The 25,787-nt window shown below is 70.5% G+C and carries 24 protein-coding genes and 1 tRNA gene; 15 read left to right on the plus strand and 10 right to left on the minus strand.

Going from position 1 to position 25,787, the window contains the following annotated elements:
- Window positions 1-2: 2 nt before the first annotated feature.
- The 7 genes from ACYVC6_RS15965 to ACYVC6_RS15995 form a co-directional block, all read right to left on the minus strand.
- Entirely contained in the window at window positions 3-440 is a 438-nt protein-coding gene (locus ACYVC6_RS15965; RefSeq protein WP_460715407.1) for a hypothetical protein, read from the minus strand.
- A gap of 84 nt (window positions 441-524) precedes the next feature.
- Window positions 525-962, minus strand: coding sequence for a hypothetical protein (locus ACYVC6_RS15970; RefSeq protein ID WP_460715408.1), 438 nt, complete (start codon window positions 960-962; stop codon window positions 525-527).
- A gap of 94 nt (window positions 963-1,056) precedes the next feature.
- Window positions 1,057-2,499, minus strand: coding sequence for an acyl-CoA carboxylase subunit beta (locus ACYVC6_RS15975; protein ID WP_460715409.1), 1,443 nt, complete (start codon window positions 2,497-2,499; stop codon window positions 1,057-1,059).
- A 1-nt stretch (window position 2,500) separates the two neighbouring features.
- Window positions 2,501-3,760: a beta-ketoacyl-ACP synthase II gene (fabF, locus tag ACYVC6_RS15980; RefSeq protein WP_460715410.1), complete on the minus strand. Its 1,260-nt coding sequence runs from the start codon at window positions 3,758-3,760 to the stop codon at window positions 2,501-2,503.
- Between the two features lie 43 nt (window positions 3,761-3,803).
- On the minus strand, window positions 3,804-4,049 hold the full coding sequence (locus ACYVC6_RS15985) for an acyl carrier protein (protein WP_292673856.1): 246 nt from the start codon (window positions 4,047-4,049) through the stop codon (window positions 3,804-3,806).
- A 62-nt stretch (window positions 4,050-4,111) separates the two neighbouring features.
- Entirely contained in the window at window positions 4,112-5,113 is a 1,002-nt protein-coding gene (locus tag ACYVC6_RS15990; protein WP_460715411.1) for a beta-ketoacyl-ACP synthase III, read from the minus strand.
- Window positions 5,113-6,300, minus strand: a complete 1,188-nt coding sequence (locus tag ACYVC6_RS15995) for an acyltransferase domain-containing protein (RefSeq protein WP_460715412.1) — start codon at window positions 6,298-6,300, stop codon at window positions 5,113-5,115. Before ACYVC6_RS15995 ends, ACYVC6_RS15990 begins: the two co-directional genes overlap by 1 nt.
- 105 nt (window positions 6,301-6,405) lie before the next feature.
- Here ACYVC6_RS15995 and ACYVC6_RS16000 point away from each other — a divergent pair, with 105 nt between their 5' ends.
- Window positions 6,406-7,626: a PucR family transcriptional regulator gene (locus ACYVC6_RS16000; protein WP_460715413.1), complete on the plus strand. Its 1,221-nt coding sequence runs from the start codon at window positions 6,406-6,408 to the stop codon at window positions 7,624-7,626.
- Between the two features lie 155 nt (window positions 7,627-7,781).
- Window positions 7,782-8,741 carry an alpha/beta fold hydrolase gene (locus ACYVC6_RS16005; RefSeq protein ID WP_460715414.1) on the plus strand — a complete coding sequence of 320 codons (960 nt, stop codon included), beginning with the start codon at window positions 7,782-7,784 and terminating at the stop codon, window positions 8,739-8,741.
- Here ACYVC6_RS16005 and ACYVC6_RS16010 read toward each other — a convergent pair.
- On the minus strand, window positions 8,738-9,172 hold the full coding sequence (locus ACYVC6_RS16010) for an SRPBCC family protein (RefSeq protein WP_460715415.1): 435 nt from the start codon (window positions 9,170-9,172) through the stop codon (window positions 8,738-8,740). The two genes, ACYVC6_RS16005 and ACYVC6_RS16010, sit on opposite strands and share 4 nt — an antisense overlap.
- Before the next feature lie 54 nt (window positions 9,173-9,226).
- Between ACYVC6_RS16010 and ACYVC6_RS16015 the strand changes: the two genes are divergently transcribed.
- Window positions 9,227-9,859, plus strand: coding sequence for a TetR/AcrR family transcriptional regulator (locus ACYVC6_RS16015; protein ID WP_460715416.1), 633 nt, complete (start codon window positions 9,227-9,229; stop codon window positions 9,857-9,859).
- Here ACYVC6_RS16015 and aceE read toward each other — a convergent pair.
- Window positions 9,856-12,594, minus strand: coding sequence for a pyruvate dehydrogenase (acetyl-transferring), homodimeric type (aceE, locus tag ACYVC6_RS16020; protein WP_460716496.1), 2,739 nt, complete (start codon window positions 12,592-12,594; stop codon window positions 9,856-9,858). The two genes, ACYVC6_RS16015 and aceE, sit on opposite strands and share 4 nt — an antisense overlap.
- A 218-nt stretch (window positions 12,595-12,812) precedes the next feature.
- Between aceE and ACYVC6_RS16025 the strand changes: the two genes are divergently transcribed.
- From ACYVC6_RS16025 to ACYVC6_RS16080, 12 genes are all read left to right on the plus strand, one after another.
- Window positions 12,813-13,229: a DUF3052 domain-containing protein gene (locus tag ACYVC6_RS16025; protein WP_460715417.1), complete on the plus strand. Its 417-nt coding sequence runs from the start codon at window positions 12,813-12,815 to the stop codon at window positions 13,227-13,229.
- 43 nt (window positions 13,230-13,272) lie between these two features.
- Window positions 13,273-14,931: an AMP-binding protein gene (locus ACYVC6_RS16030; RefSeq protein WP_460715418.1), complete on the plus strand. Its 1,659-nt coding sequence runs from the start codon at window positions 13,273-13,275 to the stop codon at window positions 14,929-14,931.
- Window positions 14,928-15,389: a peroxiredoxin gene (locus ACYVC6_RS16035; RefSeq protein WP_460715419.1), complete on the plus strand. Its 462-nt coding sequence runs from the start codon at window positions 14,928-14,930 to the stop codon at window positions 15,387-15,389. The genes ACYVC6_RS16030 and ACYVC6_RS16035 overlap by 4 nt, the downstream gene beginning before the upstream one ends.
- A gap of 252 nt (window positions 15,390-15,641) precedes the next feature.
- Window positions 15,642-15,716: transfer RNA gene (locus tag ACYVC6_RS16040), tRNA-Val, on the plus strand.
- Window positions 15,717-15,897: 181 nt separating this feature from the next.
- Window positions 15,898-16,611 carry a DNA alkylation repair protein gene (locus ACYVC6_RS16045; protein WP_460715420.1) on the plus strand — a complete coding sequence of 238 codons (714 nt, stop codon included), beginning with the start codon at window positions 15,898-15,900 and terminating at the stop codon, window positions 16,609-16,611.
- Between the two features lie 43 nt (window positions 16,612-16,654).
- Entirely contained in the window at window positions 16,655-18,964 is a 2,310-nt protein-coding gene (locus ACYVC6_RS16050) for an HAD-IB family hydrolase (RefSeq protein ID WP_460715421.1), read from the plus strand.
- A gap of 4 nt (window positions 18,965-18,968) precedes the next feature.
- A complete protein-coding gene (locus ACYVC6_RS16055; protein ID WP_460715422.1) occupies window positions 18,969-20,153 on the plus strand; it encodes a zinc-dependent alcohol dehydrogenase in 1,185 nt (394 codons plus the stop codon).
- A 9-nt stretch (window positions 20,154-20,162) separates the two neighbouring features.
- Window positions 20,163-21,746 carry an NPN-dependent hydroxyacid isomerase, LarAH14/15/16 family gene (gene larAH / locus ACYVC6_RS16060; protein WP_460715423.1) on the plus strand — a complete coding sequence of 528 codons (1,584 nt, stop codon included), beginning with the start codon at window positions 20,163-20,165 and terminating at the stop codon, window positions 21,744-21,746.
- Between the two features lie 85 nt (window positions 21,747-21,831).
- On the plus strand, window positions 21,832-22,761 hold the full coding sequence (locus tag ACYVC6_RS16065; RefSeq protein WP_460715424.1) for a lysophospholipid acyltransferase family protein: 930 nt from the start codon (window positions 21,832-21,834) through the stop codon (window positions 22,759-22,761).
- 124 nt (window positions 22,762-22,885) lie between these two features.
- Window positions 22,886-23,335, plus strand: a complete 450-nt coding sequence (locus ACYVC6_RS16070) for a hypothetical protein (RefSeq protein WP_460715425.1) — start codon at window positions 22,886-22,888, stop codon at window positions 23,333-23,335.
- 11 nt (window positions 23,336-23,346) lie between these two features.
- On the plus strand, window positions 23,347-24,240 hold the full coding sequence (locus ACYVC6_RS16075; protein WP_460715426.1) for a serine/threonine-protein kinase: 894 nt from the start codon (window positions 23,347-23,349) through the stop codon (window positions 24,238-24,240).
- A gap of 23 nt (window positions 24,241-24,263) precedes the next feature.
- A complete protein-coding gene (locus ACYVC6_RS16080; RefSeq protein ID WP_460715427.1) occupies window positions 24,264-24,662 on the plus strand; it encodes a hypothetical protein in 399 nt (132 codons plus the stop codon).
- Between the two features lie 192 nt (window positions 24,663-24,854).
- On the opposite strand, the gene ACYVC6_RS16085 is transcribed toward ACYVC6_RS16080, so the two are convergent.
- A complete protein-coding gene (locus ACYVC6_RS16085; RefSeq protein WP_460715428.1) occupies window positions 24,855-25,646 on the minus strand; it encodes a lysyl oxidase family protein in 792 nt (263 codons plus the stop codon).
- Window positions 25,647-25,787: the final 141 nt, after the last annotated feature.

The raw sequence follows: 25,787 nt of genomic DNA on the forward strand, positions 1-25,787 counted from the left end.
GGTCAGCCGGGTTTGCGCAGCGTGAACCTGACGGTCGGGAGGCGCCCTTGCACCTGCTCGTCGTTGTCCTGCACGGTGACCAGAGCCTTGAGCTTGTAGCGGCCGGGCCGCGTCTCGGACCGGCAGAGTCGGTAAGTCGCGGTGGCCGAGTGCGGGCTCTCTCCGTGCTGATAGCTGAAGAACAGGGTGCGGCCGGCGGGACCCACGACTCGCACGCTGAGATCCCAGTAGCCGTCGCTCGGCGGGGTGATCGCGTATTGGTACGCATAGCTGCGGCAGCCGCGCTTGAGGACACCGTCCTGGGCGCTCACCGAGCCCCACTCCGGCTTGACGTCAACGGCCTGCGCGGCGCCCATGGGGGCCACGCCCAGCACCAGCGCCATCGCCAGGGCCAGGATCAGCACCACACCTGTTCGTCGCACGACATCTCCCTCGCTCATCGGACCCTCCTGGAAGGTGCAACGAGCCGCGGGTAGACATGGTCACTGGTCGCCGGGTGTGATGACCGTGACGTTTGTGGGCGATCAGCGCGGGTTGCGCAGGCGGAACCGGGTGACGGGCAGCCAGCCCTCGGTCAGCTCGTCGCCGTCCATCGAGGACAGCTTGGCCCGGATCTTGAAGACACCGGCCCGGGTCGAGGGCTTGCAGATGCGATAGGGGACCTTGTCGTCTGCCAGCACGTCCATGTTGATCTGGAAGGTGTTGGACGCGAGCGCGACGCCGCCCGGGCCGACGATGAACGTCTCGAACTGCCAGTCGCCCTTAGGCGGCGTGATCTTGTAGCCGTAGTGGTAGGTGCGGCAGCCGCGCCGCAGGCGGCCGTTCTTGGCGAAGGTAGCGCCCCACTCCGGATGTGTCTCGGGCGTGGCCTCGCTGGCACCGGCGGGCGAGACGACGCCGAACCCGAGCACCAGCAAGCTCGAGACCAGCGCCAGTGCCAGCGCGCGTGCCAGATGCAGCATCGAATCCTCCTGTGACCGGCGTCTCCTTGGTCAACGAGAGGGTCCTACCCCGGTTACGCCAGCGTGACCGCAGCGGCAGGCGCGTTCAGAGGGGTCAGAGCGGGATGTTGCCGTGGTGGCCCTTGCGCACGCCGACGGTCTGGATCTCGGCGTCCATGGCGCGGGCGATGGCCGAGCGGGTCGCGGTCGGCTCGACGATCTCGTCGACCACGCCGATCTCGACCGCCCTCTCGACGCCACCGGCGAGTCGCTCGTGCTCAGCGGCCAGCTCGATCTCGACCTGCGGCCGGATCTCGGGGGAGACGTCGGAGAGCTTGCGCCGGTGCAGGATGCGCACCGCGGCGACGGCGCCCATGACGGCCACCTCGGCCCCTGGCCAGGCGAACACCCTGGTGGCGCCGAGCGAGCGCGCGTTCATGGCGATGTAGGCGCCGCCGTAGGTCTTGCGGGTCACGAGCGTGATCCGCGGGACCACGCACTCGCCGAAGGCGTGCAGCAGCTTGGCACCGCGGCGCACCACGCCGTCCCACTCCTGGCCGACGCCGGGGAGGTAGCCGGGCACGTCCACGAGCACGATCAGCGGGACGCCGAACGCGTCGCACATGCGCACGAAGCGCGAGGCCTTCTCCGCCGACAGGGAGTCCAGGCAGCCGCCGAGACGGAGCGGGTTGTTGGCGACCACACCGACGCTGCGCCCGCCGAACCGGCCGAGAGCGGTGACGATGTTGGGCGCCCACTTGGCGTGGATCTCCTGCATCGTGCCCTCGTCGAGCACCGCCTCGACGAGCGGGTGCACGTCGTAGGCCCGCTTCTTGGACTCGGGCAGGATCGCTCCGAGGTCGACGTCGGTGACGTCCTCGACCCGGAGGCTGCCCTGGGCGCCGAGGAGCGAGGCGACGGTCCGCGCCCGGTCGAGAGCCTCGCGCTCGGACTCGGTGAGGATGTGCACGACGCCGGAACGCCGGCCGTGGGGCTCCGGCCCCCCGAGGCGCAGCATGTCGACGTCCTCGCCGGTGACCGACCGCACGACGTCCGGGCCGGTGACGAAGATCCGTCCCTCGGGGCCCAGGATCACGATGTCGGTCAGCGCCGGACCGTACGCCGCGCCACCGGCGGCCGGGCCGAGCACGACGGAGATCTGCGGGATCTGGCCGGAGGCCTGGGTCATGGCCTGGAAGATCCGGCCGACCGCGTGCAGCGACAGCACGCCCTCCGCGAGGCGCGCACCACCGGAGTGCCAGAGCCCGATGATCGGGACACCGTCGGTCATCGCGCGGTGGTAGGCGTCGACCACGACCCGGCAGCCCACGTCACCCATCGCGCCGCCCATGACGGTCGCGTCGGAGCAGAACGCCACCACGGGCGAGCCGTCGATCTTGCCCACCGCGGCGAGCATCCCCGAGTCGTCATCAGGGGTGATCAGCTCGAGGGTGCCCTCGTCGACGAGCGCGGTCAGTCGGTGGACGGGGTTGCGGGGGTCCTGCTCGCGCGGGAGCTTGGCGGGCTTGGCCGCCGGTGCCTCCTGCGTGGCCGTCATCTCAGCGGCTCCCGAAGGCGACGGCGACGTTGGCGCCACCGAACCCGAAGGAGTTGTTGAGCGCAGCGATGTCACCGAGCGGCAGGTCGCGGGCCTTGGTGGCGATGTCCAGGTCGACCTGGGGGTCCTGGTCGTCGAGGTTGATCGTCGGTGGCACCACGCGGTGGTGCAGCGCGAGCACGGTGGCGATCGCCTCGAGGGCGCCCGCTCCACCGAGCAGGTGACCGGTCATCGACTTGGTGCTGGTGACCACGACCTGGCCCACGTGTTGACCCAGCGTGGCGTGCAGCATCAGGCCTTCGGCGATGTCGCCCTGGGGGGTCGATGTCGCGTGGGCGTTGACGTGGTGGATGGCGTCCGGGCCGATCTCGGACTCGGCCAGCGCCCGCAGGATCGCCCGCGAGCCTCCGCGCCCGGCCGGGTCGGGTTGGGCGATGTCGTGGGAGTCGGCGGTGATGCCGGCGCCCAGCACCTCGGCGTAGATCTTCGCGCCGCGGGCCCGCGCGTGCTCCTCGGACTCGAGGACGAGCACGCCGGCGCCCTCGCCGAGCACGAACCCGTCGCGGGCGGTGTCCCACGGCCGGGAGACGGTCGTGGGGTCGCCGCCCTCCGGACCACTGGCGGTCTTGGACAGCGCCATCATGTTGGCGAACGCCGCCATCGGCAGCGGGTGGATGGCCGCCTCGGTGCCGCCGGCCAGCACGACGTCGGCCCGGCCGAGCCGGATCTGGTCGACGGCCAGGGCGATGGCCTCGTTGCCGGAGGCGCACGCCGAGACCGGGGTGTTGACCGCGGCCCGCGCCCCGACGTAGAGGCTGATCTGCGCGGCGGGCGCGTTGGGCATCAGCATCGGGACGGCGAGCGGGGAGACCCGACGCGGCCCCTTCTCCTTGAGCGTGTCGTAGTTGTCGAGGAGCGTGGTGACGCCACCGATGCCGGAGGCCATCGCCACACCGACCCGCTCGCTCTCGAGCTGCTCCTGGACCGCCGCGAGGCCCGCGTCCGCCCAGGCTTCCATGGCCGCGACCATGGCGAACTGGGAGGAGCGGTCCAGGCGGCGGGCCTTGACCCGCTCAAGCACCTCGGTGGGCTCCACCGCGATCCGGCCGGCGATCTTGACCGGCATCTCCTCGGCCCACTCGTCATCCAGGTGGCGGACGCCGGAGCGACCGTTGACGAGGGCGTCCCAGGTCGAGGGGACATCACCGCCCACCGGGCTGGTGGTGCCCAGTCCGGTGACGACGACACGGGTGCGGGTCATGGTGGTGCCTTCCTTGCTGTGGTGCGGGTGACGGGCGTGGGTGTCAGCCCTGGGCGCGCTCGATGAACGCGACGGCGTCGCCGACGGTCTTGAGGTTCTTGACCTCGTCGTCGGGGATCGAGACGCCGAACTTCTCCTCGGCGGCCACGACGACCTCGACCATCGACAGCGAGTCCACGTCGAGGTCGTCGACGAAGGACTTGTCGAGCTGGACGTCGTCGGCGTCGATGCCGGCGACCTCGTTGACGATCTCGGCGAGGTCGGCGCGGATCTCCTCGGTGGTTGCCACAGTTGTTTCCCTTTCAGTTGGTGCAGCGGTTGGTGCAGCGGTTGCTGACCGTGAGGTGGAGCTCAGGGGACGACGACGACCTGGGCGGCGTACGCCAGGCCGGCGCCGAAGGCGATCAGGAGCGCGGTGTCGCCGGACTTGGCGTCGCCCTCCTCGATCATCCGGTCTAGGGCGAGCGGGATGGAGGCCGCCGAGGTGTTGCCCTGCTCGGCGATGTCGCGGGCGATCTTGACCGTTTCGGGCAGCTTCATGGCGCGGGCCATCGCGTCGATGATCCGCATGTTGGCCTGGTGGGGGACGAAGCAGTCCAGCTCGTCCGCGGTGACACCGGCGCGGTCGAGGGCCTGCTGCCCGATCTTGGCCATCGCGAACGACGCCCAGCGGAACACCGGGTTGCCCTGCATGGTCAGGTGCGGCATCTCGGGCTTGTCGGAGGCGAGCACGTCGCGCCAGTCCTCCTTCTGCCGGATCAGGTCGAACTGCTCGCCGTCCGAGCCCCACACCACCGGGCCGATGCCGGGGGTGTCGCTCGGTCCGACGACCGCGGCCCCCGCGCCGTCGGCGAAGATGAAGGCGGTGCCGCGGTCGCCGACGTCGGTGAGGTCGGAGAGGCGCTCGACGCCGATCACCAGGACGTGGCCGGCGCTGCCCGCGCGGACCATGTCGCTGGCCAGCGCCACGCCGTGGCAGAAGCCGGCGCAGGCCGCCGAGATGTCGAACGCGGCGGCCTGGTCGGTCCCGATCTCGTGGGCGACGGCGGTCGCGACGGCCGGCGTCTGCAGGAGGTGCGAGACCGTGGCTACCACGACCGCGTCGATCTGGCGGGCGTCGACCCCGGCGTGGGCGAGCGCGCTGCGTGCCGCCGCGACGCTCATCATCTGCACGGTCTCCTCGGGCGTGGCCCAGCGCCGCTGCTTGATGCCGGAGCGCTGCTGGATCCACTCGTCGCTGGAGTCGATCGCCTCGATGACCTCGGAGTTGGGGATCACTCGCGACGGGCGGTAGGCGCCGATGCCGAGGATCGCGGCGTGCGGGGCGCCGGTGGAGGTGCTCAGGGTCGCCATCAGTGCGTACCGCCCTCGGGGTGGAGCCGGACCAGGGGTTGGCCGGGGGAGACCAGGTCGCCGTCCTCGACGAGCCACTCGACCACCTGGCCGCCATGGTCCGCGGTGACGCTGACCCGGTCGCGCGTGCTGGCGACGTCGCCGATCGGGGCGCCGGCGGCGAGCACGGAGGCGTCGGCGGCCTCCCCGGACATGTGGAAGGTGCCCTTGGACGGGGCGACGACCATCCGCCAGGTGGGTGAGCTCTCCATCTCGGAGAACTCCCCGTGCTTGTCACAGAAGGCGCGGGCGTCGTCGAGCTGGTCGGGCGTCTTGAGGGCGAAGGTCTCGACGCCCTTCATCGCGCGCTTGGCGATCCCGGTCAGTGTGCCCGCGGGCGGCATCTCCAGGAAGCCAGTCACGCCCAGGTCGAGCATGGTGTCCATGCACAGGTCCCAGCGGACCGGGCTCGCGATCTGGCCGACGATCCTCTTGAGCACGTCGACACCGCTGTGCACCACGCGGCCGTCGCGGTTGGAGATCACCTTGGTGCGCGGGTCGTGCACCGACACCGAGCGGGCCAGCGAGGCAAGGTGCCCCACGGCAGGGGCCATGTGCTCGGTGTGGAATGCGCCCGCGACACTCAGCGGCATCAGCCGGGCCTTCTCCGGTGGCTCCTCCGCGAACGCCGCGAGCTGCTCCATCGTGCCCGCCGCGACGATCTGACCCGGGCCGTTGTCGTTGGCGGCGGTCAGGCCGTGCTTGTCGATCGCGGCGAGCACCTCGTCGCGGTCGCCACCGAGCACGGCGGTCATCCCGGTCGGGGTGGCCGCGGCCGCGCCCGCCATCGCCTTGCCGCGCTCGCGCACCAGCACCATCGCCTGTTCGGCGGTGATCACGCGGGCGCCCGCGGCGGCAGTCAGCTCGCCCACGCTGTGACCGGCGACGGCGCTGACCTTGCCGAAGGCGTCGGTGGGGTGGGGGAAGATCCCGAGCGCGGCGACCAGGCCGGTGGCGACGAGCAGAGGCTGCGCGATCTCGGTGGCCCGGATCGCGTCGGCGTCGGCCTCGGTGCCGTAGTGGATGAGGTCGATCCCGGCGACGGTGGACAGCCACTCGAACCGCGCACGGAACGTGTCGTCCTCGAGCCAGGGGGCGAGGAAGCCGGGAGACTGAGCACCCTGACCGGGCGCGACGATGACCAGCACCCGTCCCACTCTGCCCAAAGCCGGCGCCCGACTCTGCTCCGGCGCCCACGAACCTGACCGCCAGTTCTTTGGAGGGTTCCTACAAAAACGTGTCAGGATGACATGGTGCCCGCCCGCGCCAGGAAGTCGCCCCAGAAGCCACCGCACAAGCCACCGCACAAGCCCCGCAGCGCTGCCGACGCGCTGCGCCGGTCGACCGGGGCCCTGAGCACGGCGGCGATGGCCCGGATGGACGCGGACCTGCCGTGGTTCAAGGAGCTCAGCGCCGAGGACCGGTCCTGGGTCGGACTGATCGTGCAGGCGGGCGTGCGCTCGTTCGTCGACTGGTTCCGCGGGGGCGCGGGCTCGCTCAGCGTGGAGGGCCAGGCCCTGACCTCGGAGGTCTTCGGTGCGGCTCCCCGGGCCCTGGCCGGGGTCATCACGCTGCAACAGACCGTCGACCTGGTGAAGCTCTCCATCGAGGTGGTGGAGAGCAACATCGACGCCCTGCTCGACCCCGCCGACCTGCCCGAGGTCCGCACCGCGGTGGCCCGCTACGCACGCGAGGTCGCCTTCGCGACGGCGGAGGTCTACGCCCGCGCCGCCGAGGCGCGCGGCGCGTGGGACGCCCGGCTGGAGGCGCTGGTCGTGGATGCCGTCCTCCGTGCCGAGGCGGACGAGACCGTGCTCTCCCGGGCGAGCGCGCTGGGCTGGGCAGGCCGCGGGGGCGTCGCCGTCGTACTCGGCGATGCGCCGTCCCGCGGCGGCGGCACCGACCTCTTCGACGAGGTGCGCCGGGTCGCCCAGACTGCCGGCCTCGACGCGCTGTGCGCCGTGCAGGGCGAGCGGTTGGTGGTGATCCTGGGCGGGGTCCAGGACAGCCGAGCGGCTGCCACCGCCGTGCTCGGCCTCTTCGGAGAAGGCCCCGTCGTGGTCGGACCGGTGACCGACGACCTCGGCAGTGCCTCCCTCTCCGCCCGGGCCGCGGTGTCCGGGCACCGCGCCGCGACCGGCTGGCCCGACGCGCCGCGACCCGTGCTCAGCGACGAGTTGCTGCCCGAACGCGCCCTGGCCGGTGACGGCCACGCCCGGCGGCACCTCGTGGAGGAGATCTACCTGCCGCTGGTCCATGCCAGAGGGGCGCTGACCGACACGCTGACGGCGTGGTTGCGGGCGGGGTCGTCGATCGAGGGGACCGCACGAGTGCTCTTCTGTCACCCCAACACCGTGCGTTACAGGTTGAGGCAGGTCGCCGACGTGACGGGGCTGACCCCAGGAGACCCCCGAGACGCCTTCACCCTGGAGATCGCGCTCGTCCTGGGCCGTCAGTCGGGTCGAGACGCGTGACGGCATACTCGGCGTGTCACTGGGTACCGGTGGCCGAATCCGGCTAGAAACAAGGGGATTCGCTATGAATTCGTATCCTGTTGGTCTGCCGTTGGGCTCTCCGTTGTGGTTGGATCCTTAACGACCGAGAGAGCGACACGGGGAGTGGAGAGCACATGACGGCGCAGCATCCGCTCGAGCACGAGGTCCAGTTCGTCACCCTTCACGGGCACCGCCGGGCCTACGTCAAGGTCGGCTCGGGTCCCGCCCTCCTGCTGCTCCACGGCCTCGGCTGCGACCACACCACGTGGGAGCCGGTCATCGACACGCTGGCGCGCCGCTACACGGTGATCGCCCCCGATCTGCTCGGCCACGGGCTCTCGGCCAAGCCGCGCGCCGACTACAGCGTCGGCGGCTACGCCAACGGGATGCGCGACCTGCTCACCGTGCTGGGGATCGACAAGGTGACCGTCCTGGGTCACAGCTTCGGCGGCGGCGTCGCGATGCAGTTCGCCTACCAGTTCCCCGAGCGCACCGAGCGGCTGATCCTGGTTGCCTCGGGCGGCCTCGGCCCCGAGGTCAGTCCTTCGATCCGGGCCGTCACGACGCCGGGCTTCCACCAGGCGATGGGCATCCTCACGCTGCCGGGGATCCGGCACGTTGGCAAGGCCGGCCTCAAGGCGCTGTCCCGCACCAGGTTCAAGGCCACCCGCGACCTCGACGAGGTCGCCGAGATCTACGACTCCCTACGCGACCCGCATGCCCGGGCCGCGATCCGCCACGTCGTGAGCGCGGTCGTGGACTGGAAGGGCCAGATCGTCAGCATGGCCGACCGGGCTTACCTGACCGAGGAGATGCCGATGGCGGTGATCTGGGGGCGCGACGACCGGGTCATCCCGGTGCGGCACGCCTCCAACGCCGCCGCCCTGGCGCCCAAGTCCCGGGTCGAGGTCATCCCCAACGCCGGGCACTTCCCCCACAAGGACCACCCGCAGCGGTTCGCCAAGCTCGTCCATGAGTTCATCCGTTCGACCGAGCCGGCGACGTACTCCCGGGCCCGCTTCCGCGCCCTGCTCAAGAACGGGCGCCCGACGACGCTCAGCCCGCTGCGGGCCGTGCGGGACGCCAGCGCTTAGGCGCTCGCGTACCGCCGCTCGACCGCGCGGCGGATGTGGGCCATGTTGGCGCGCTCCTCGCGCCGGATGACCAGCAAGAAGATCGGGAAGACCAGCCGGAACCATCCGTGCGGCCGCGCGTCGAAGGTCACCGCGAGCCGGGTGCCTGCCGGCACCGGCTCGAGCTCGCCGCCGAACGTCACCTCGATCGGACCAGCGTTGTGGGCCGTCCATGACCGCGGGCGGTCGAAGGCGACGATCTCGACCACGAGGGCGGGGGAGCTCTTCCACTTGGCGTCGAAGCGAGTGCCGAGCCCGACGGGCCCGTCGGTCAGCTTCGCCATCCGTTCGACCTTGGGGTTCCACTCGAGCTCGTTCTCGAGGTTCGAGAGGTAGTCGAATGCCTGCTCGGGGGTGCAACGCAGCGTCACGCTGTTCCGGATCACGGTCATGACGCTCCCAGAGTTTAGAGATGCCTTTAGAGATACCACTAGTAATATCCGACCATGACCACGCCCGTCAACGGCCGGCCGACCGGCTCCGCGGGTGCCCGGGCGAACCGCAGCCGGATGATCGCCGCCGCCCGCGAGCTGTTCGTCGAGCAGGGGTACGCCGACACGACCATGGAGCAGATCGCCGCCAGCGCAGAGGTGTCGGTCCAGACCGTCTACTACCGCTTCCACACCAAGGCCAGGCTGCTGTGCGAGGTCACCCAGGCCACCGCGAGCGGCGCTGACGCTCCTGCTCCTTCAGGGCCGCCGCCCTGGCTGCCGGAGATGCTCGGCGCCGCCACCCCCGAGGCGGTCCTGGCTCTGGCAGTCCGGCACGGGACCGAGATCTACGACCGGGTGGCACGGCTGTGGCCAGCTCTGGCCGCGGCGTCAGGGTCTGACGCCACGGTGGAGGCGTACTGGAGCGAGCTCACGACGCGCCGTCGCGCAGGGCAGGCGGCCATGGTGGGGCGGGTGGCCGAGCTGGGTGGCCTGCGGCCCGGGCTGGACCCGGAGGCCGCGACGGACGTCGTCGTCGTGCTCTTCGGCCACGACGTCTATCGCGGCCTGGTCCTCGAGGCCGGCTGGACGCCGAAGGCCTACCGGGACTGGCTGCTCGAGACGCTCACCCAGCAGCTGCTGGCTTAGGCGTCCCCACCCTCCTGCTGGACACCGGCGACGGCGGTCGGGTCGTCGATGCGGTAGGTCGCGAACGCCTTCTCGACCTGGCTCCGGTCGATCTCGCCGGCGTCGGCGAGCGCCTGGAGCGCCTGGACCACGACTGACTCGGCGTCGATGTGGAAGAACCGCCGGGCCGCGGGGCGGGTGTCGGCGAAGCCGAAGCCGTCGGCGCCGAGGACCCGGTAGTCACCGGGCACCCAGCGGGCGATCTGGAGCGGCACCGCGCGCATGTAGTCCGACACGGCGACGACCGGGCCGGGGGAGCCGGCCAGGCGGTCGGCGACGTACGCCGTGCGCGGGCTCTCGCCCGGGTGCAGGAGGTTCCACTCCTCGGCCGCGGTGGCGTTGCGGGCCAGCTCGTTCCACGAGGTGACCGACCACAGGTCCGCGCCGACGCCCCAGTCCTCGCGGAGCATGCGGGCGGCGTCCTCGATCCAGGGGTAGCCCACGCCGGAGGCCAGCAGGGTCACCCGCGGGCCATCGCCTTCGGCGGAGCCGACCTTGTGGAGACCCTTGAGGATCCCCTCGACGTCGACGCCTTCGGGTTCCTTCGGCTGGGCGACCGGCTCGTTGTAGACCGTCATGTAGAAGATGACGTCCTCGCCGTGCGGGTGCGCCTCTGTCTCGCCATACATCCGGGCCAGGCCGGACTCCATGATGTGGGCGACCTCGTAGGCGAACGCCGGGTCGTAGTGCACGACCGCCGGGTTGGTGGCGGCCAGCAAGGGCGAGTGCCCGTCGGCGTGCTGGAGTCCCTCGCCGGTCAGCGTCGTGCGTCCCGCGGTGGCGCCGACGAGGAAGCCGCGGGCCAGCTGGTCGGCCATCGCCCAGATCGAGTCGCCGGTCCGCTGGAAGCCGAACATCGAGTAGAAGATGTAGAACGGGATCATGTGCTCGCCGTGCGTGCTGTACGCCGAGCCGGCGGCCGTCGCCGAGGCCATCGCACCCGCCTCGGAGATGCCCTCGTGGAGCAGCTGGCCCTGGGCGGACTCCTTGTAGGAGAGCAGCAGCTTGCGGTCGACGGCCTGGTAGAGCTGGCCGGCGGGGTTGTAGACCTTGGCGCTCGGGAACATCGAGTCCATGCCGAAGGTGCGGTACTCGTCAGGGGCGATCGGCACGATCCGCTGGCCGATCTCGGGGTCCTTCATCCAGTCCTTCAGGAGGCGGACCGTCGCCATGGTGGTGGCGACCTTGTTCTTCCCCGATCCCTGCTTGAGCTCGTCGTACATCGACGCGCCGGGCAGGTTGAGCGGCTTGGCGCGGAGCACGCGCCTGGGCACCGAGCCACCGAGCTCGCGACGCCGCTCCATCATGTACTCGATCTCGGGGGAGTCGGCGCCCGGGTGGAAGAACGGCGCGGTGCCGGTGGCGTCGTAGGTCTCGTCGATGTCCCGGTCGCTCATCGGCAGCCGGAGCCGGTCGCGGAACTTCTTGAGGTCGTCCTTCTTGAGCTTCTTCATCTGGTGGGTGGCGTTGCGGCCCTCGAGGGCCTCGATCGTCCAGCCCTTGATGGTGTGCGCCAGGATCACCGTCGGCTGGCCGCTGTGCTTCGAGGCGGCGTCGAAGGCGGCGTAGACCTTGCGGTAGTCGTGGCCGCCGCGTGGCAGCTTCTCGATCTGCCGGTCGGTCATGTGCTCGACCATCTTGCGCAGCCGCGGGTCGGGCCCGAAGAAGTGCTCGCGGTTGTAGGCGCCGTCCTCGACCGAGAAGTTCTGGAAGGCGCCGTCCGGGGTCTTGTTCATCTGGTTGACCAGTACGCCGTCGACGTCGCGGGCCAGCAGCTCGTCCCACTCCCGGCCCCAGATCACCTTGATCACGTTCCAGCCGGCGCCGCGGAAGTTGGCCTCGAGCTCCTGGATGATCTTGCCGTTGCCGGTGACCGGCCCGTCGAGCTGCTGCAGGTTGCAGTTGATGATCCAGGTCAGGTTGTCGAGCTCTTCGCGCGCGGCGACCCGGATCGCACCGAGCGACTCGGGCTCGGCCATCTCACCGTCACCGAGGAAGGCCCACACGGTCTGCTGCGAGGTGTCCTTGATGCCACGGTTGTGCAGGTAGCGGTTGAAGCGCGCCTGGTAGATCGAGTTGATGCCGGTGAGCCCCATCGAGACCGTCGGAAACTCCCAGAACTCCGGCATGAGCCGCGGGTGGGGGTAGGACGACAGGCCCTTGCCGACACCGTGCTGGACCTCCTGGCGGAAGCGCAGGAGCTGCTCCTCGGACAGCCGGCCCTCCAGGAACGCGCGGGCGTAGATGCCGGGGGAGCCGTGGCCCTGGATGTAGATCTGGTCGCCGCCGCCGGGGTGGTCCTTGCCGCGGAAGAAGTGGTTGAAGCCGACCTCGTAGAGGCTGGCGGCGGACTGGTAGGTCGCGATGTGGCCGCCCACCTCGAGGCCCGGCCGGTTGGCGTCGGAGACCATCACCGCGGCGTTCCACCGGATGAAGGCGCGGATCCGCCGCTCGATCTCCTCGTCGCCGGGGAACCACGGCTCCCGCTCGGGTGGGATCGTGTTGATGTAGTCGGTGCTGCGCAAGGCTGGGACGCCGACGTTCATCTCCCGCGCCTTCTGCAGCAGCCGGAGCATGACGTAGCGCGCCCGGTCGCGACCGCGCTCGTCGACCAGCTGGTTGAACGAGTCGAGCCAGTCGGTGGTCTCGTCGGGGTCGATGTCGGGCAGCTGGGTCGGGAGCCCCTCGTGGATCACAGTCGGGGTCGAGCCGGTGTGGACGGGAGGAGCAGCGGGGGAAGCAGGGGTGGAAGGATCGCTCACCCGGCCATCCTGTCACTGGATTCGAAGCGCGACGACCTACCGACAAGTAGGTCCATCCCGGGGTGCTGGCTTGCATGCGGGGTTGACTTCCGATGGACTATCGCCCAGATCCGCCCGGTCCACGGGCGTGCGACCGAGATGGAGGAACCGCAGTGAGCCAGACGGGCGCCGCGGCGAACGCGGCCGATCGCCTGGGACTCACGGCGGGCATGGTCGTCCAGGAGCTGGGCTGGGACAACGACACCGACGACGAGCTGCGGATCACGATCGAGGACGCCATCGACGCGGACATGGTCGACGCCGACTACGGCAACGTCGTGGACGCCGTGCTGCTCTGGTGGCGCGACGAGGACGGCGATCTCGTCGACGGCCTGGTCGAGGCGCTGACCGACCTGGTCGGCGGCGGCTCCATCTGGCTGCTCACCCCGAAGGTGGGCCGGCCCAACGCGGTCGACCCGGCCGACATCGCCGAGGCTGCGCCCATCGCCGGCCTGGCCCAGACCACGACGGCGTCGGTGTGCAAGGACTGGTCGGCGACCAGGCTGATCGCCCCCAAGACCGTCTCCTGACCGTCTCCTGACCGCGCCACGACGGCGTGGCATCCTTCACACCGTGCTGCTGCCCTCCCCTCTCGACAAGCTGACGACCCGCGCCTCCTCCGCCGGATACGGACTCAAGGTCCTGGCCGGCTCGGGGATCATCCGGCCCTACTCCCCGGTGGCGCTGGCGAAGGCGGGCGCGCTGCTCAAGAGGTACGGCACCGGCCCGGCCGGCGGCTTCCTGGCGATGGCGACCCTCCTGCCCAACAAGGTGTGGGTCATCGACGAGCGTGGCGACCTGACCTTCGGCGAGGTCGACCGGCGCACCAACGCGCTGGCCCGCGCCCTGCGCAAGCAGGGCGTCGACGAGGGCGACTCGATCGCGCTGATGGCGCGCAACCACCGCGGCTTCGTCGAGGCCACGGTCGCAGCGGCCAAGATCGGCGCCGACCTGATCTATCTCAACACCGCGTTCTCCGGTCCCCAGCTGGTCGACGTGCTCGAGCGCGAGGACCCCGCCGTCGTGATCCACGACGAGGAGTTCTCGGGCATGCTCGCGAAGGCACCTGTCGACAAGCGGGTGCTCTCCTACGCCGAGGAGCAGTCCGACGACTCCCTCGACGCCCTGATCGAGGGCGAGCTGGACGACTCGCCACTCGAGCCGCCCGACCACCACACCCGGATCATCATCCTGACCTCGGGCACCACCGGGACGCCGAAGGGCGCACCGCGCAACGAGGCGGGCATAGACGCGGCCATCTCGCTGCTGTCCCGGATGCCACTGCGCCAGGGCTGGACCGTGCACATCGCCGCACCCTTGTTCCACACCTGGGGCTTCGCGCACATGATGCTGTCGCTGCTGCTGGGCCACACGATGGTGCTGCGCCGCAGGTTCGAGCCGGAGGCCGCCCTCGCGGCGGTCGACGAGCACAAGTGCTCCGGAATGGTGGTCATCCCGGTGATGCTGCAACGCATCCTGGCCCTGCCGGACGAGACCCTGGACAAGTACTCCCTCGACACCGTCGAGGTGGTCGCCGCCTCCGGGTCCGCGCTGCCCGGTGACCTCGCGATCTCCTGGATGGACCATTTCGGCGACAACCTCTACAACACCTACGGCTCAACCGAGGTCGCCTACGCCTCGATCGCCACGCCCGCCGACATGCGCAAGTCGCCCACCACGGCCGGGAAGCCGCCGTGGGCCACGGTCGTGAAGATCTACGACGAGAAGTCCGACCGGGAGCTGCCCCAGGGCGAGTCCGGACGGATCTTCGTCGGCAACAGCCTGCTGTTCGAGGGCTACACCGGCGGCGGCAACAAGCAGATGATCGACGGCCTGATGTCGTCCGGCGACGTGGGTCGGTTCGACGAGGACGGCCTGCTCTACGTCGAGGGCCGCGACGACGAGATGATCGTGTCCGGTGGCGAGAACGTCTTCCCCAAGGAGGTCGAGGACTGTCTGGCCCGCCACGAGGCGGTCGTCGAGGTCGCGGCGATCGGCGTCGACGACGACGACTTCGGCAAGCGGCTGCGCGCCTTCGTGGTGCTCCGCGACGGGATGGACGTCTCGGGGGACGACCTCAAGGCCCACGTGAAGGACAACCTGGCCCGGTTCAAGGTGCCGCGCGAGATCGTCGTCCTGGACGAGCTGCCGCGCAACGCGACGGGCAAGGTCCTCAAGCGCGAGCTGGCAGAGCACGACCCGGACCATGGCGACGAGGACGAAGGCGAGTGACCGGACTCGAGGTCGGCTCGCCCGCCCCGGACTTCACGCTCCGCGACCAGTTCGGGCAGGACGTCAGCCTGTCGTCCTACCGCGGCGAGAAGGCGGTGGCGATCGTCTTCTACCCCTACGCGTTCTCGGGTGTCTGCACAGGCGAGATGGCCGGGCTCCGCGACCGGCTGGCCGAGCTGATGACGTTCGGCTCCGAGGTGCTCGCGGTCTCGTGCGACCCGGTCTACTCCCTGCGCGCCTTCGCCGACGCCGACGGCCTCAACTTCCCGCTGCTGTCCGACTTCTGGCCGCACGGCGAGGTGAGCCGCGCCTACGGCGTGTTCAACGAGGACAAGGGGTGCCCGCGGCGTTCGTCCTTCGTCGTCGACCCGGCGGGTGTCGTGCGCTGGGCGGTGCACAGCGACGGCCCCGCCCGCGACCTCGACGAGCACGTTCGGCAGCTCCAGAAGTACGCCTGATCTACGCCTGATCCACGCTCCGGCAACAGTCGTGAGACGCCCCGCGTAACCTGGTCTGGACCATTGCGAAAAGTTCTCGCGTTTCGGTTTGTCGGGCCTCCTGACCTTGGCTACGGTATGCCGAGTTGAGCCGCTGGTGACCCGAGACGCCAGCGGCTCAACTCATTTCTGAGCACGTCGTTTCTGAGCACCGTGGCAGCCGTCCCGGGCCTGCCCCGTATCGTGTGCGCGGCGTCGTGTCGGCGCGCGAGCGGGCGTATAGCTCAGCGGTAGAGCACCTCCCTTACAAGGAGGTGGTCGGGGGTTCGATCCCCTCTGCGCCCACCAGCATCGTCCCCTTCGCCCTCCCAGAGAGGGGCATGTCCGGTTCACGCCTGCACACCGTGTACGACCACGGCGGTCGGGGAACCGTCCTGTCGACCCGACGTAAGCCGAGAGGCGGTTGTGGCCCTTCAGGGGGTCGGCCCGCACGGGGAGTGCCGGGGGAGGCCTGAATAGTGTGCGGGAGGTGGCGACATCTCCCGCACACCTGGGCCCGGACCTCGCGGACGAGATCCGGGCCGCGCTGGCCGGCGCGGGCGACCCGGTGCGTGCTGAGGGCCAGCAGCGCTACATGAAGTCCGCGATGCCCTACCGCGGGCTCACATCACCGCAGCTGCGCGCCCTGCTCCGGCCGCTGCTCGCGGTCTACGAGCCGCCGTCGCGGGCCACCTGGGAGGCCGCGGTCCGGGCGCTGTGGGACGAGGCCACCCATCGCGAGGAGTGGTACGCCGCGCTGGCGGTCGCCCGCCACCGGCGGGCCCGGGCCTGGCTCGACCCGGACTCGCTGCCGCTGTGGCGGCACCTGGTCGTCACCGGGGCGTGGTGGGACGTCGTCGACGAGACCGCCACCCACCTGGTGCGCGACACGCTCGCCGGCCACGGGGAGGCGGTCACGCCCGTGATCGCGGGCTGGTCGGTCGACGCCGACGTGTGGCTGCGGCGGGCGGCCGTGATCTGCCAGGTCGGCCGTGGCGCGCACACCGACACCGACCTGCTCCGCCGGGTCGTCGAGGCCAACCTGGGCGACCCGTCGTTCTGGCTCCGCAAGGGCATCGGCTGGGCGCTGCGCGACTACGCCCGGACCGACCCGGAGTGGGTCTGGGCCGAGGTCGACCGGCTCGGCGACCGGCTGTCGGGTCTGTCGCGGCGGGAGGCGACCAAGCACCGGACAGGGGCCTGACCCCGATGGCCGTGACCCCGGGCCGCATGGCACGATCGCGGGCGTGACGGAGGGGTCGATCGCAGCGCGCTTGGCAGGACAGCACGTCCTGCTCACCGGGGTCACCGGCTTCGTCGGCGAGGCGCTCCTCCACCTGATCCTCAGCGAGGTGCCGGACCTGCGCACCAGCGTGCTGGTCCGGCCCAAGGGCTCGACCAGCGGCGCCGACCGGACCGCGAAGCTGCTGGAGAAGCCGATCTTCGCCGACCTCGTGGAGGGGGCCAGCGGTGTCGAGGCGCTGATGGCGGCCCGGGTGGCGGTTGTCGAGGGAGACCTCGCCGACGTGCCCGCGCTCCCCACCGACATCGACGCCGTCGTCCACTGCGCCGGCGACGTGTCGTTCGACCCGCCGGTCGACGAGGGCTTCACGACCAACGTGATCGGCGTCCGCGACCTGCTCGCCCGCATCGACGAGGCGCGCGAGGCGTCGGGCACGGACATCCACTACGTCCACATCTCCACGGCGTACGTCGCCGGCCGGCGGCGCGGCAGCATCCCCGAGGCTCCGGTCGACCACGACGTCGACCTGGAGACCGAGCTGGCCTGGGGGCTCGGCCAGCGACAGGCCGTCGAGCACCGCTCCCGGGGCGCCGACCTGCTCACGAAGGAACGCAAGAAGGCCGAGAAGGAGCACAGCCGGGCCGGGCTCCTGACCGCCGCCCGCGCCACCGAGGCCGCCCGCAAGCAGTGGGTCAAGGACGAGCTGGTGCGGATCGGCACCGAGCGGGCCCGGAGCCTGGGCTGGACCGACTGCTACACGTTCACCAAGGCGATGGGCGAGCGGGTCGTCGAGCGCTGGGCGGCCGGCGCCGGGGACGACGGCATCGGCCCGCGCACGGCCTCGATCGTCCGCCCCAGCATCATCGAGTCGGCGCTCGAGAAGCCGCACGTGGGCTGGATCGAGGGCTTCAAGATGGCCGAGCCGCTGATCCTGGCCTACGGCCGCGGCGAGCTCCCGGAGTTCCCCGCATCGCCCGACACCATCGTCGACATCGTGCCGGTCGACCACGTCGTGGCCGCGATCGTCGGAGTGTTGGCGCACCCGCCTGTGGCCGGCGACGTCGGCTACTTCCACGTCTCCAGCGGCGACCGCAACCCGTTGACCTTCAACACGCTCTACAGCTCGGTGCGCACCTACTTCGAGCGGCACCCGTTCACCGCGGGCGACCGGGGCGCCGCGCGGCTGCCGGAGTGGCGGTTCCCGGGTGCGCGCTCGGTCGAGCGGCTGCTCTCGACGAGCGAGAAGGCCTGGAAGATCGCCGACTACGCGATCGGCCACGCGCCGCGCAGCGACCGGGCCCGTGACCTGGCCCGCAAGCTGCACCAGCAGGGCCGGCGCCTGGAGTTCCTGAGGCGCTACCTCGACCTCTACATGGAGTACGCCACCGCGGAGCTGCGGTTCTCCGACAAGCAGACGATGGCACTCTACGACTCGCTGTCCGAGACCGACCGCGCCACGTTCGCCTTCGACACCTCGGTCATCGACTGGGAGCACTACTTCATCGAGGTGCACTGCCCCGCCGTCACCGCACCCGTCCGTCGCCTCGACGAGCTCCGGGCGCTCCGCAGGAAGCCGGCGAACAACGCGTTGCGCAAGGTTGGTGGCGAGGCGCCCGGCATCGCGGCGTTCTTCGACATGGACGGGACGCTCCTGTCGTCCAACGTCATCGAGACCTACCTCTGGGTGCGGCTGCGCGAGCTGGACGGCCACGAGCGGCTGGCCGAGCTGAGCCGGATCGCGTCCAAGGTGCCGAGCCTGGTGCAGGCCGAGCGCCGCTCCCGCAGCGACTTCCTGCGCGGGATCTACCGCGAATACCAGGGGGCGCGGCTCGACGACCTCAACGCAGTGGCCGACGACTTCCTCACCGACCACGTGCTGTCTCGGCTGTCGCCCGACGCCGTACGCCGGATCCGCGAGCACCGCGCCGCCGGTCACCACACGGTGTTGATCACCGGCGCGATCCGACCGTTGACCCGGCCGCTGCTGCCGCTCTTCGACCACATCGAGGCCGCCGACCTCGCCGTCGACTCCCGGGGCATCTGCACCGGCCACCTCGCCTCCTCACCCCTGGTCGGGGAGTCGCGAGCGGCCTGGATGAGGTCCTACGCCGCCGAGCACGGCATCGACATGTCGGCGTCCTACGGTTACGCAGACTCCCACTCCGACCTGCCGCTGCTCGAGGCGGTCGGCAACGCGGTCGCCGTCCGCCCGGACATCCCGCTCTACCGCCACGCCCGCCGCTCGCACTGGGACGTCGCCGACTGGGCCAGTCCCACCGGCGCGACCCGCGGCCTGGACCCGGCGAGGCGATGACCAGATGATGCTCGCCCTCGAGATGTTCCGCTCGCTGCCGCGCACGGTGGCCGGCAAGGCGATGGGGTCGCGGATGCCCGGGCTGCTGTCCGGCTACGCCGCGCCGCTGCGCCTGGTCACGATCGACCCGCCCAAGGCCGACCGGCCGGGCTGGGCCCGGGTGCGCACCCGGCTCTCCGGTATCTGCGGCTCCGACCTCGGCGCGCTCTCCGGCAAGACCAGCCTCTACTTCTCGGCCGTGGTCTCGTTGCCATTCGTCCCGGGCCACGAGGTCGTCGGCGAGCTGCTCGATGACTGCGAGGACCTCCCTGCCGGCACCCGGGTCGTGCTCGACCCGGTGCTCACCTGCGCGGTCCGCGGCGTCGAGCCGTGCGAGAACTGCGCGGTCGGGGCGACCAACCGGTGCAGCCGGGTCACCGTCGGCCACCTGTCACCGGGCCTGCAGACCGGGTTCTGCAAGGACACCGGCGGCGGCTGGGGGCAGCAGCTCGCGGCCCACCGCAGCCAGATGTACGCCGTGCCCGAGGGCTACTCCGACGAGCAGGCCCTGCTGGTCGAGCCGGTCGCCTGCGCCGTGCACACCGCCCTGCGCGCCGGCGTACGGTCCAACGACCGGGTGCTGGTCAGTGGAGCCGGGTCGGTCGGCCTGTTCGCCACGCTCGCGCTGCGCGAGCTGACCCCGGCCGGCGAGATCATCGTGGTCGCGAAGCACGGTCACCAGCGGGAGCTGGCGCTCGAGCTCGGGGCCACCGAGGTCGTCGCGCCCGGTGAGGTGCTGCGCCGGGTGCGCCGCTCCACGGGCGCCTTCCAGCTCAAGCCGGAGTTCTCCACGCCCTACCTCCTCGGCGGGGTCGACGTCGCGGTCGACGCGGTGGGGAGCAAGCAGTCGCTGGAGACCGCGCTGCACGCCACCCGCGCCGGTGGCCGGGTCGTCATGTCCGGGATGCCGGCCCCTGCCGACCTGTCCGCAGCCTGGTTCCGCGAGCTCGAGCTCGTCGGCACCTACGCTTCGTCGGGCGACGCGTTCCCCCAGGCGCTGGAGCTGGTCGGCCACGACACCGTCAGCCGCATCGCCAAGTCCGTCGCCAGCTATCCCCTGCACCGCTGGCGGGAGGCGCTCGACCACGCGCACTCCGCCGGTGGGCTCGGTACCGTCAAGGTCGCTTTCGATCCCAGGAGTTCACAGTGAGTCGCCCCCATGAGTAGGCCGGGTTTCGTTCTCGAGGTCGACGACCGGACGCCGCCGCTCGTCGTGCACGAGGGGCTCGGGTTCCGTCTGGAGGACAAGTTCCCGCTGGGCACCCGGGTGGTCTACCCGCCCGAGTCGCTGCCCGCCGTCCCCGACGTGGAGGAGGCGATCCGCGAGGCGCTGCTCAACCCGGTCGACTCCGAGCCGCTGCCCGAGCTGCTCAAGCCCGGCATGCGGCTGACCATCGCCTTCGACGACCTGTCGCTGCCGCTGCCGACGATGAAGGCGCCGGACATCCGCGGCCGGATCATCGAGCAGGTGCTGACGATGGCCGCCGAGGCCGGCGTCGACGACGTCGAGCTGATCGCCGCCAACGCGCTGCACCGCCGGATGACCGCCGCCGAGCTCAAGCACATCGTCGGCGAGCGGGTGTTCCGGTCGTTCTACCCCCAGGGGCTGCTCTACAACTTCGACGCCGAGGACCGCGACAACCTCACCCACCTCGGCACGACCGACAAGGGCGAGGACATCGAGATCAGCAAGCGGGCCGCCGAGTCCGACCTGCTGGTCTATGTCAACGTCAACCTGGTCGCGATGGACGGCGGCCACAAGTCGGTGGGCATCGGGCTGGCGTCGTACAAGTCCCTGCGACACCACCACAACGCCAAGACGATGGTGCACTCGCGGTCCTTCATGGACCACAAGCACTCCGCCATGCACCACTCCGCCTGGCGGATGGGCCGGGTCATCAAGGACCACGTGCGGGTCTTCCAGATCGAGACGACGCTCAACAACGACGTCTTCCCCAAGCCCTACGACTTCCTGCAGAAGCGCGAGTGGGAGTGGTCGGTCCGCGACCAGGCCACCATGCTCGGCATGCGCCGCGGGCTGTCGGTCGCCCCGCCGAAGCTCAAGCACAAGATGTTCCACGACCTGCGCTCGGTCTACGGACTGACCGGCGTCAACGCCGGCGAGGTCGAGGCGGTGCACGAGCGGACGCTGGAGAAGGTGCACGCCCAGCACCTCGTGGAGGTGCAGGGGCAGTCCGACGTGCTCGTCATGGGCGTGCCCTACCTCGGCCCCTACAACGTCAACTCGTCGATGAACCCGATCCTCGCGACCTGCATGGGCCTGGGCTACTACTTCAACTCCTACCGCGGCCAGCCCGTGGTCCGGAAGGGCGGCGCGGTGATCCTCTACCACCCGCTCAACGAGGGGTTCAACCAGCTGCACCACCCGTCCTACGTCGACTTCTACGAGGAGGTCCTCGCGGAGTCGACCGACCCGGCTGTGGTGGGGGAGAAGTACGAGCAGCAGTTCGCCCAGGACCCGTGGTACATCCACCTCTACCGGACCTCGCACGCCTACCACGGCGTCCACCCGTTCTACATGTGGTACTGGGCGGCGCACGCGATGGACCACGTCGACGAGGTGATCTGGGTGGGCGGTGACCGCAAGGTCGCGGCCCGGCTCGGCTTCCGGGCGGCCAGCACCCTGCAGGACGCCCTGGAGATGGCGTCGGGCACGGTCGGTACGTCGCCGTCGATCACCTACCTGCACAACCCGCCCCACCTGCTCGCGGACGTCCGGTGACTCGCCTCCCGGTGGTTGAGGAGCCGAGCGAGGCACGAGCGAGGCGTCTCGAAACCTCGCAAGCCGATGCTGGGACTGAACCACAGTGAGCTTCATCAAGGGCGGCGTCTCCGACGTCAAGCAGGTCGCCCGGGGCTGGCGCTGGGGCCGGCGCGGCCAGGTGCCGCGCTCGGCGGAGCCCTACGTCCTGCCGTCCAAGTCGACCGTGTTCCGCAGCGACTGGTCGCGGCGCAAGCCGGCGGTGGTCGCGCGCGAGGTGGCCCAGAAGGGCGGGCTCGAGCCGCTGTTCCGCTCGCAGGTCCGCACCGACGTCCAGGGGCTCGACGTGCTCGAGCGCGTCGAGGGACCGGTCATCTTCGCGGCCAACCACGCCTCCCACCTCGACACCCCGCTGGTGTTGCTGTCGCTCCCTGACGAGTGGCGGCGGCGTACGGCGGTGGCGGCGGCGGCCGACTACTTCTTCGACACGTGGTGGCGCGCCGTCGGCTCGTCGCTGGTCTTCAACACGTTCCCCATCGACCGCCGTGGCGGCACGATGGCGACCACGCCCGGCGAGGTGCTGGCCGACGGGTGGAGCCTGGTGATCTTCCCGGAGGGCACCCGGTCGCAGGACGGCTGGATGGGCAACTTCCGGATGGGCGCGGCCTTCCTGGCCCTCGAGCACGACGTGCCCGTCGTCCCGGTCGCGCACCGCGGCACCTTCGCCGCGATGCCGCGTGGCCAGAACTGGCCCAGCAAGGGCCGCCGCCAGCTCACGATTCGGTTCGGCGAGCCGTTGCACGCCCGCCCCGGTGAGGGGGTGCGCGAGTTCGCGCCCCGGATCAAGGACGCCGTCGCCTCGTTGCTCGACGAGGACCGGACCACTTGGTGGGAGTCGCGGCAGCGCGCCGCCGCGGGCGAGACCCCTGACCCGTCGGGTCCGCCCGTCGCGCAGTGGCGCCGGGTGTGGGAGCAGTCGGAGTCGCCGGTCTCGACCGAGGGGCCGGCCTCGAGGTTGCGCGCCTGGCGGCGCTAGGACCGCTGGGACCGCGTCACGGGGGCAGCGGGCCACGATGAGAGGGGTCTCATCGGGGACTCATGGCCGGCTCACAGCTGCAGGGGATCGTTCACTCGTCAACCACCAACGAGAGGACACCCCGATGCACAAGGCACTGCGACTCAGCACCATGGCACTGGTCGGTGCGACGGCCGCCGGCGTGATCGGTTTCACCGCCCCGGCGATGGCCGACGAGGCCAGCGACGTCGCCTTCAAGCGCGACGACGACTCGGGTCAGATCGTGACCACCAAGGACGGTGGCGACGACGACGGCAACGACGACGACTCGACCAGCGGCAACACCAACACCAACGGTGACACGGCGACCAGCATGACCAGCACCGGCTCCGACAACACCAGCACCAACACGGGCAACAACACCGGTCCCGACGACACCAACACCAACACCGGCACGAGGACCAACGGCAACAACACCGACCACAGCCGGGTCAAGAAGGTCAAGGACCTGACCAACGACGGGCCGGGCAAGAACAACGTCGACCACTCCCGCGGTCACACCAACGACGGCACCCGCCACAACACCCGCGGCTGAACGGACCTGACATGAGTGGGAGCAGCTGGAGCTTCGTGCCGGGTGACGAGATCACCTCGGACCTGATCGTCGCGAAGCGGCTCGGGGGCGGCACGGCGTACGAGGCCTACCTGGCGTTCGACGAGATCACCTACGGTCCCGTCGTCGTCAAGGTGGTGCGGCCCGACCAGGTGACCGACGAGTCGACCCTGCGTGGGCTGCGCCGCGAGGTGCACGCGTTGACGACCGTCAACCACCCGGTCGTGGTCCGCGGGCTGCGACACGACGTGGAGGGCCCCCGCCCGCACGTGGTGCTGGAGCAGATCGACGGGCCCCGCCTGTCGTCCCTGCTCCGGCGCCACGGGCGGCTCCCCGAGCAGCAGTACCTGCCGCTGGCGATCGAGATCGCCGGGGCGCTGCACTACCTGCGCCGGCTGGGCTGGACCCATCTGGACATCAAGCCCAGCAACATCATCATGGGCGCCCCGGCGAGGCTCATCGACCTGTCGGTGGCCCGCCCGGCCGCCGACGCCGCGTCCCTCACCAGCGAGATCGGCACCGATGCCTTCATGGCGCCCGAGCAGTGCGCTCCGGGCCGCCGCGGGCGCCCCGGTCCCGAGAGCGACGTCTGGGGGCTCGGCGCGACGCTGTTCGAGGCGGTCGCCGGCTACCGGCCCTTCGACGCGGGGGAGCGGGACTCGGGTGATCCCGAGCTCCGCTACCCACAGCTCGTCGACCCGCCTTACGAGATGCCCGAGGACACACCTCACGAGGTGCAGAAGATCGTCTCCGCCGCCCTCGAGCCCGACCCCGCCGACCGTCCGCTTCCGCACGAGCTCGCCGAGGCGCTCGAGCCCGTCATGGCTCGCCAGCCCAAAGCCCGCTTCGGCGGGTTCTCCACCGCCCGATCACCGTCGTCCCACTGAGCCCACCCAAGAGGAGCATCATCATGAACGCCACTCGCCCCATCTCCCTCGCCGCCGCATCCCTGCTCACCGCCTCGCTCGCCCTCACCGCCGCGCCGGCGTCAGCCAGCGGTGGCGACGACGACCGCGTCATCAAGACCGGCAGCTGCTCGGGATCCGCCGACTGGAAGCTCAAGGTCAAGACCGACAACAGCAAGCTCGAGGTCGAGGGCGAGGTCGACAGCAACAAGTCCGGCCAGGCCTGGGCCTGGAAGATCAAGGACAACGGTGTGGTCGTCGCCAAGGGCAATGCCACCACCGGCGGTCCGAGTGGGTCGTTCTCGGTCCAGCGCAGGATCGCGGACAAGTCCGGCACCGACCGGGTCGTCTTCAAGGCCAAGCATGCCGGTCAGACCTGCCGCGGTGTCATCGCCTTCGGCTGACCGGGCCAGTCCAGAACGACCCCGTTGGGCCATGGAGTCGGAGGAGATGGCGTGACACGGACGGCGACAAGATCGCCTGCGAGAAGGCCTGAGGAACAGTCCTAGGGCGCTGCCCAGACGAAGCTCGTGACACCGTCGGCGTCTCTGGCAAGCCCTTTTGAAGTGCCCAAATCGCGCGCGGGCGGGTCCGGCTTAGCGGTTGGGTGCGCCGACTCCGCAGAGACCCGGGGTGGCGCACGGCGAGTTGCCGAGGACCTCCACCTTGCGGTTGCCCTTGCTGTCCCGATAGAGGCGGAACTTCACCCACGCCGTGTTGTTCGCCGTGGTCTCCTCGAGGAACTTGCCGGCGTAGTTTGAGGTGCTGACGAGGTAGTAGTCGTCGGCGTTCGGCGCGTTGGTGAGGTCGAGCTGCTGGCCCTCGGTCGCTTGGTGGTACTGGTCAACCCAGCCGGCCGAGATGCCTTGGTAGGAGTTCGCGCAGTCCCAGAACTCCTTCTCCTTGTTGGGCGCGTTGTCTTCCAGCTTGTACCAGTCGATGAGGCAGAACGTGACCTTGATCGACGCGTTGGAGGCGACCGGCCCGGTGGGGCTGCCCCGGCGAACCTCGAACTGCGCGATGTCGCCGATGTGCCAGTGGTTGTGCGCCGGGTGAAACTCGAACGTGCTGACCAGATGCTCGCTCACCACGTTGCCGTCGGCGTCGCGGATCTCCTGGATCGCGTTGGTCACTCCGCCGACGTGCTCGGGCCGCAGCGCCCAGGGTCCGTCGCCGGTGTTCGCGATCCCGTTCGAGAACCGCAGGATCTCGCGCTGCTTCTGGTTCTGGATCTGGAGGTGCAGCGGCACCACCGTCTGCAGATCGGGCAGGAGGCCCGGACTCGTCGGCGCGGAGCTGGCGGTGGCGGTAGCGCCGACGATGGCTGCGCAGCCGAGGATGAACACCGACAGGGTCAAGGTCAGGCGACGGCTTGCGGAGCGCGGCATGTGAGACCTTCTCGGTTGCGGTGCGGGTCGGGTGCACCGATTGTGTGGGCAGAGTACTCCCCGAACTCACCGACCCTTCGGATGTTCTCGAGATTCCATGCGAGCGCACATCGGCATGTGAGTGCCGTTCGAGCGCCGACA

It is taken from the genome of Nocardioides dilutus, from assembly GCF_054779555.1.

Coding starts and splice junctions, on each gene's coding strand:
- ACYVC6_RS15965 (WP_460715407.1), bottom strand. CDS start 440: ATGAGCGAGGGAGATGTCGTGCGACGAACAGGTGTGGTGCTGATCCTG.
- ACYVC6_RS15970 (WP_460715408.1), bottom strand. CDS start 962: ATGCTGCATCTGGCACGCGCGCTGGCACTGGCGCTGGTCTCGAGCTTG.
- ACYVC6_RS15975 (WP_460715409.1), bottom strand. CDS start 2,499: ATGACGGCCACGCAGGAGGCACCGGCGGCCAAGCCCGCCAAGCTCCCG.
- fabF (WP_460715410.1), bottom strand. CDS start 3,760: ATGACCCGCACCCGTGTCGTCGTCACCGGACTGGGCACCACCAGCCCG.
- ACYVC6_RS15990 (WP_460715411.1), bottom strand. CDS start 5,113: ATGGCGACCCTGAGCACCTCCACCGGCGCCCCGCACGCCGCGATCCTC.
- ACYVC6_RS16005 (WP_460715414.1), top strand. CDS start 7,782: ATGACGGCGCAGCATCCGCTCGAGCACGAGGTCCAGTTCGTCACCCTT.
- ACYVC6_RS16010 (WP_460715415.1), bottom strand. CDS start 9,172: ATGACCGTGATCCGGAACAGCGTGACGCTGCGTTGCACCCCCGAGCAG.
- ACYVC6_RS16015 (WP_460715416.1), top strand. CDS start 9,227: ATGACCACGCCCGTCAACGGCCGGCCGACCGGCTCCGCGGGTGCCCGG.
- ACYVC6_RS16055 (WP_460715422.1), top strand. CDS start 18,969: ATGATGCTCGCCCTCGAGATGTTCCGCTCGCTGCCGCGCACGGTGGCC.
- larAH (WP_460715423.1), top strand. CDS start 20,163: ATGAGTAGGCCGGGTTTCGTTCTCGAGGTCGACGACCGGACGCCGCCG.
- ACYVC6_RS16070 (WP_460715425.1), top strand. CDS start 22,886: ATGCACAAGGCACTGCGACTCAGCACCATGGCACTGGTCGGTGCGACG.
- ACYVC6_RS16075 (WP_460715426.1), top strand. CDS start 23,347: ATGAGTGGGAGCAGCTGGAGCTTCGTGCCGGGTGACGAGATCACCTCG.
- ACYVC6_RS16080 (WP_460715427.1), top strand. CDS start 24,264: ATGAACGCCACTCGCCCCATCTCCCTCGCCGCCGCATCCCTGCTCACC.
- ACYVC6_RS16085 (WP_460715428.1), bottom strand. CDS start 25,646: ATGCCGCGCTCCGCAAGCCGTCGCCTGACCTTGACCCTGTCGGTGTTC.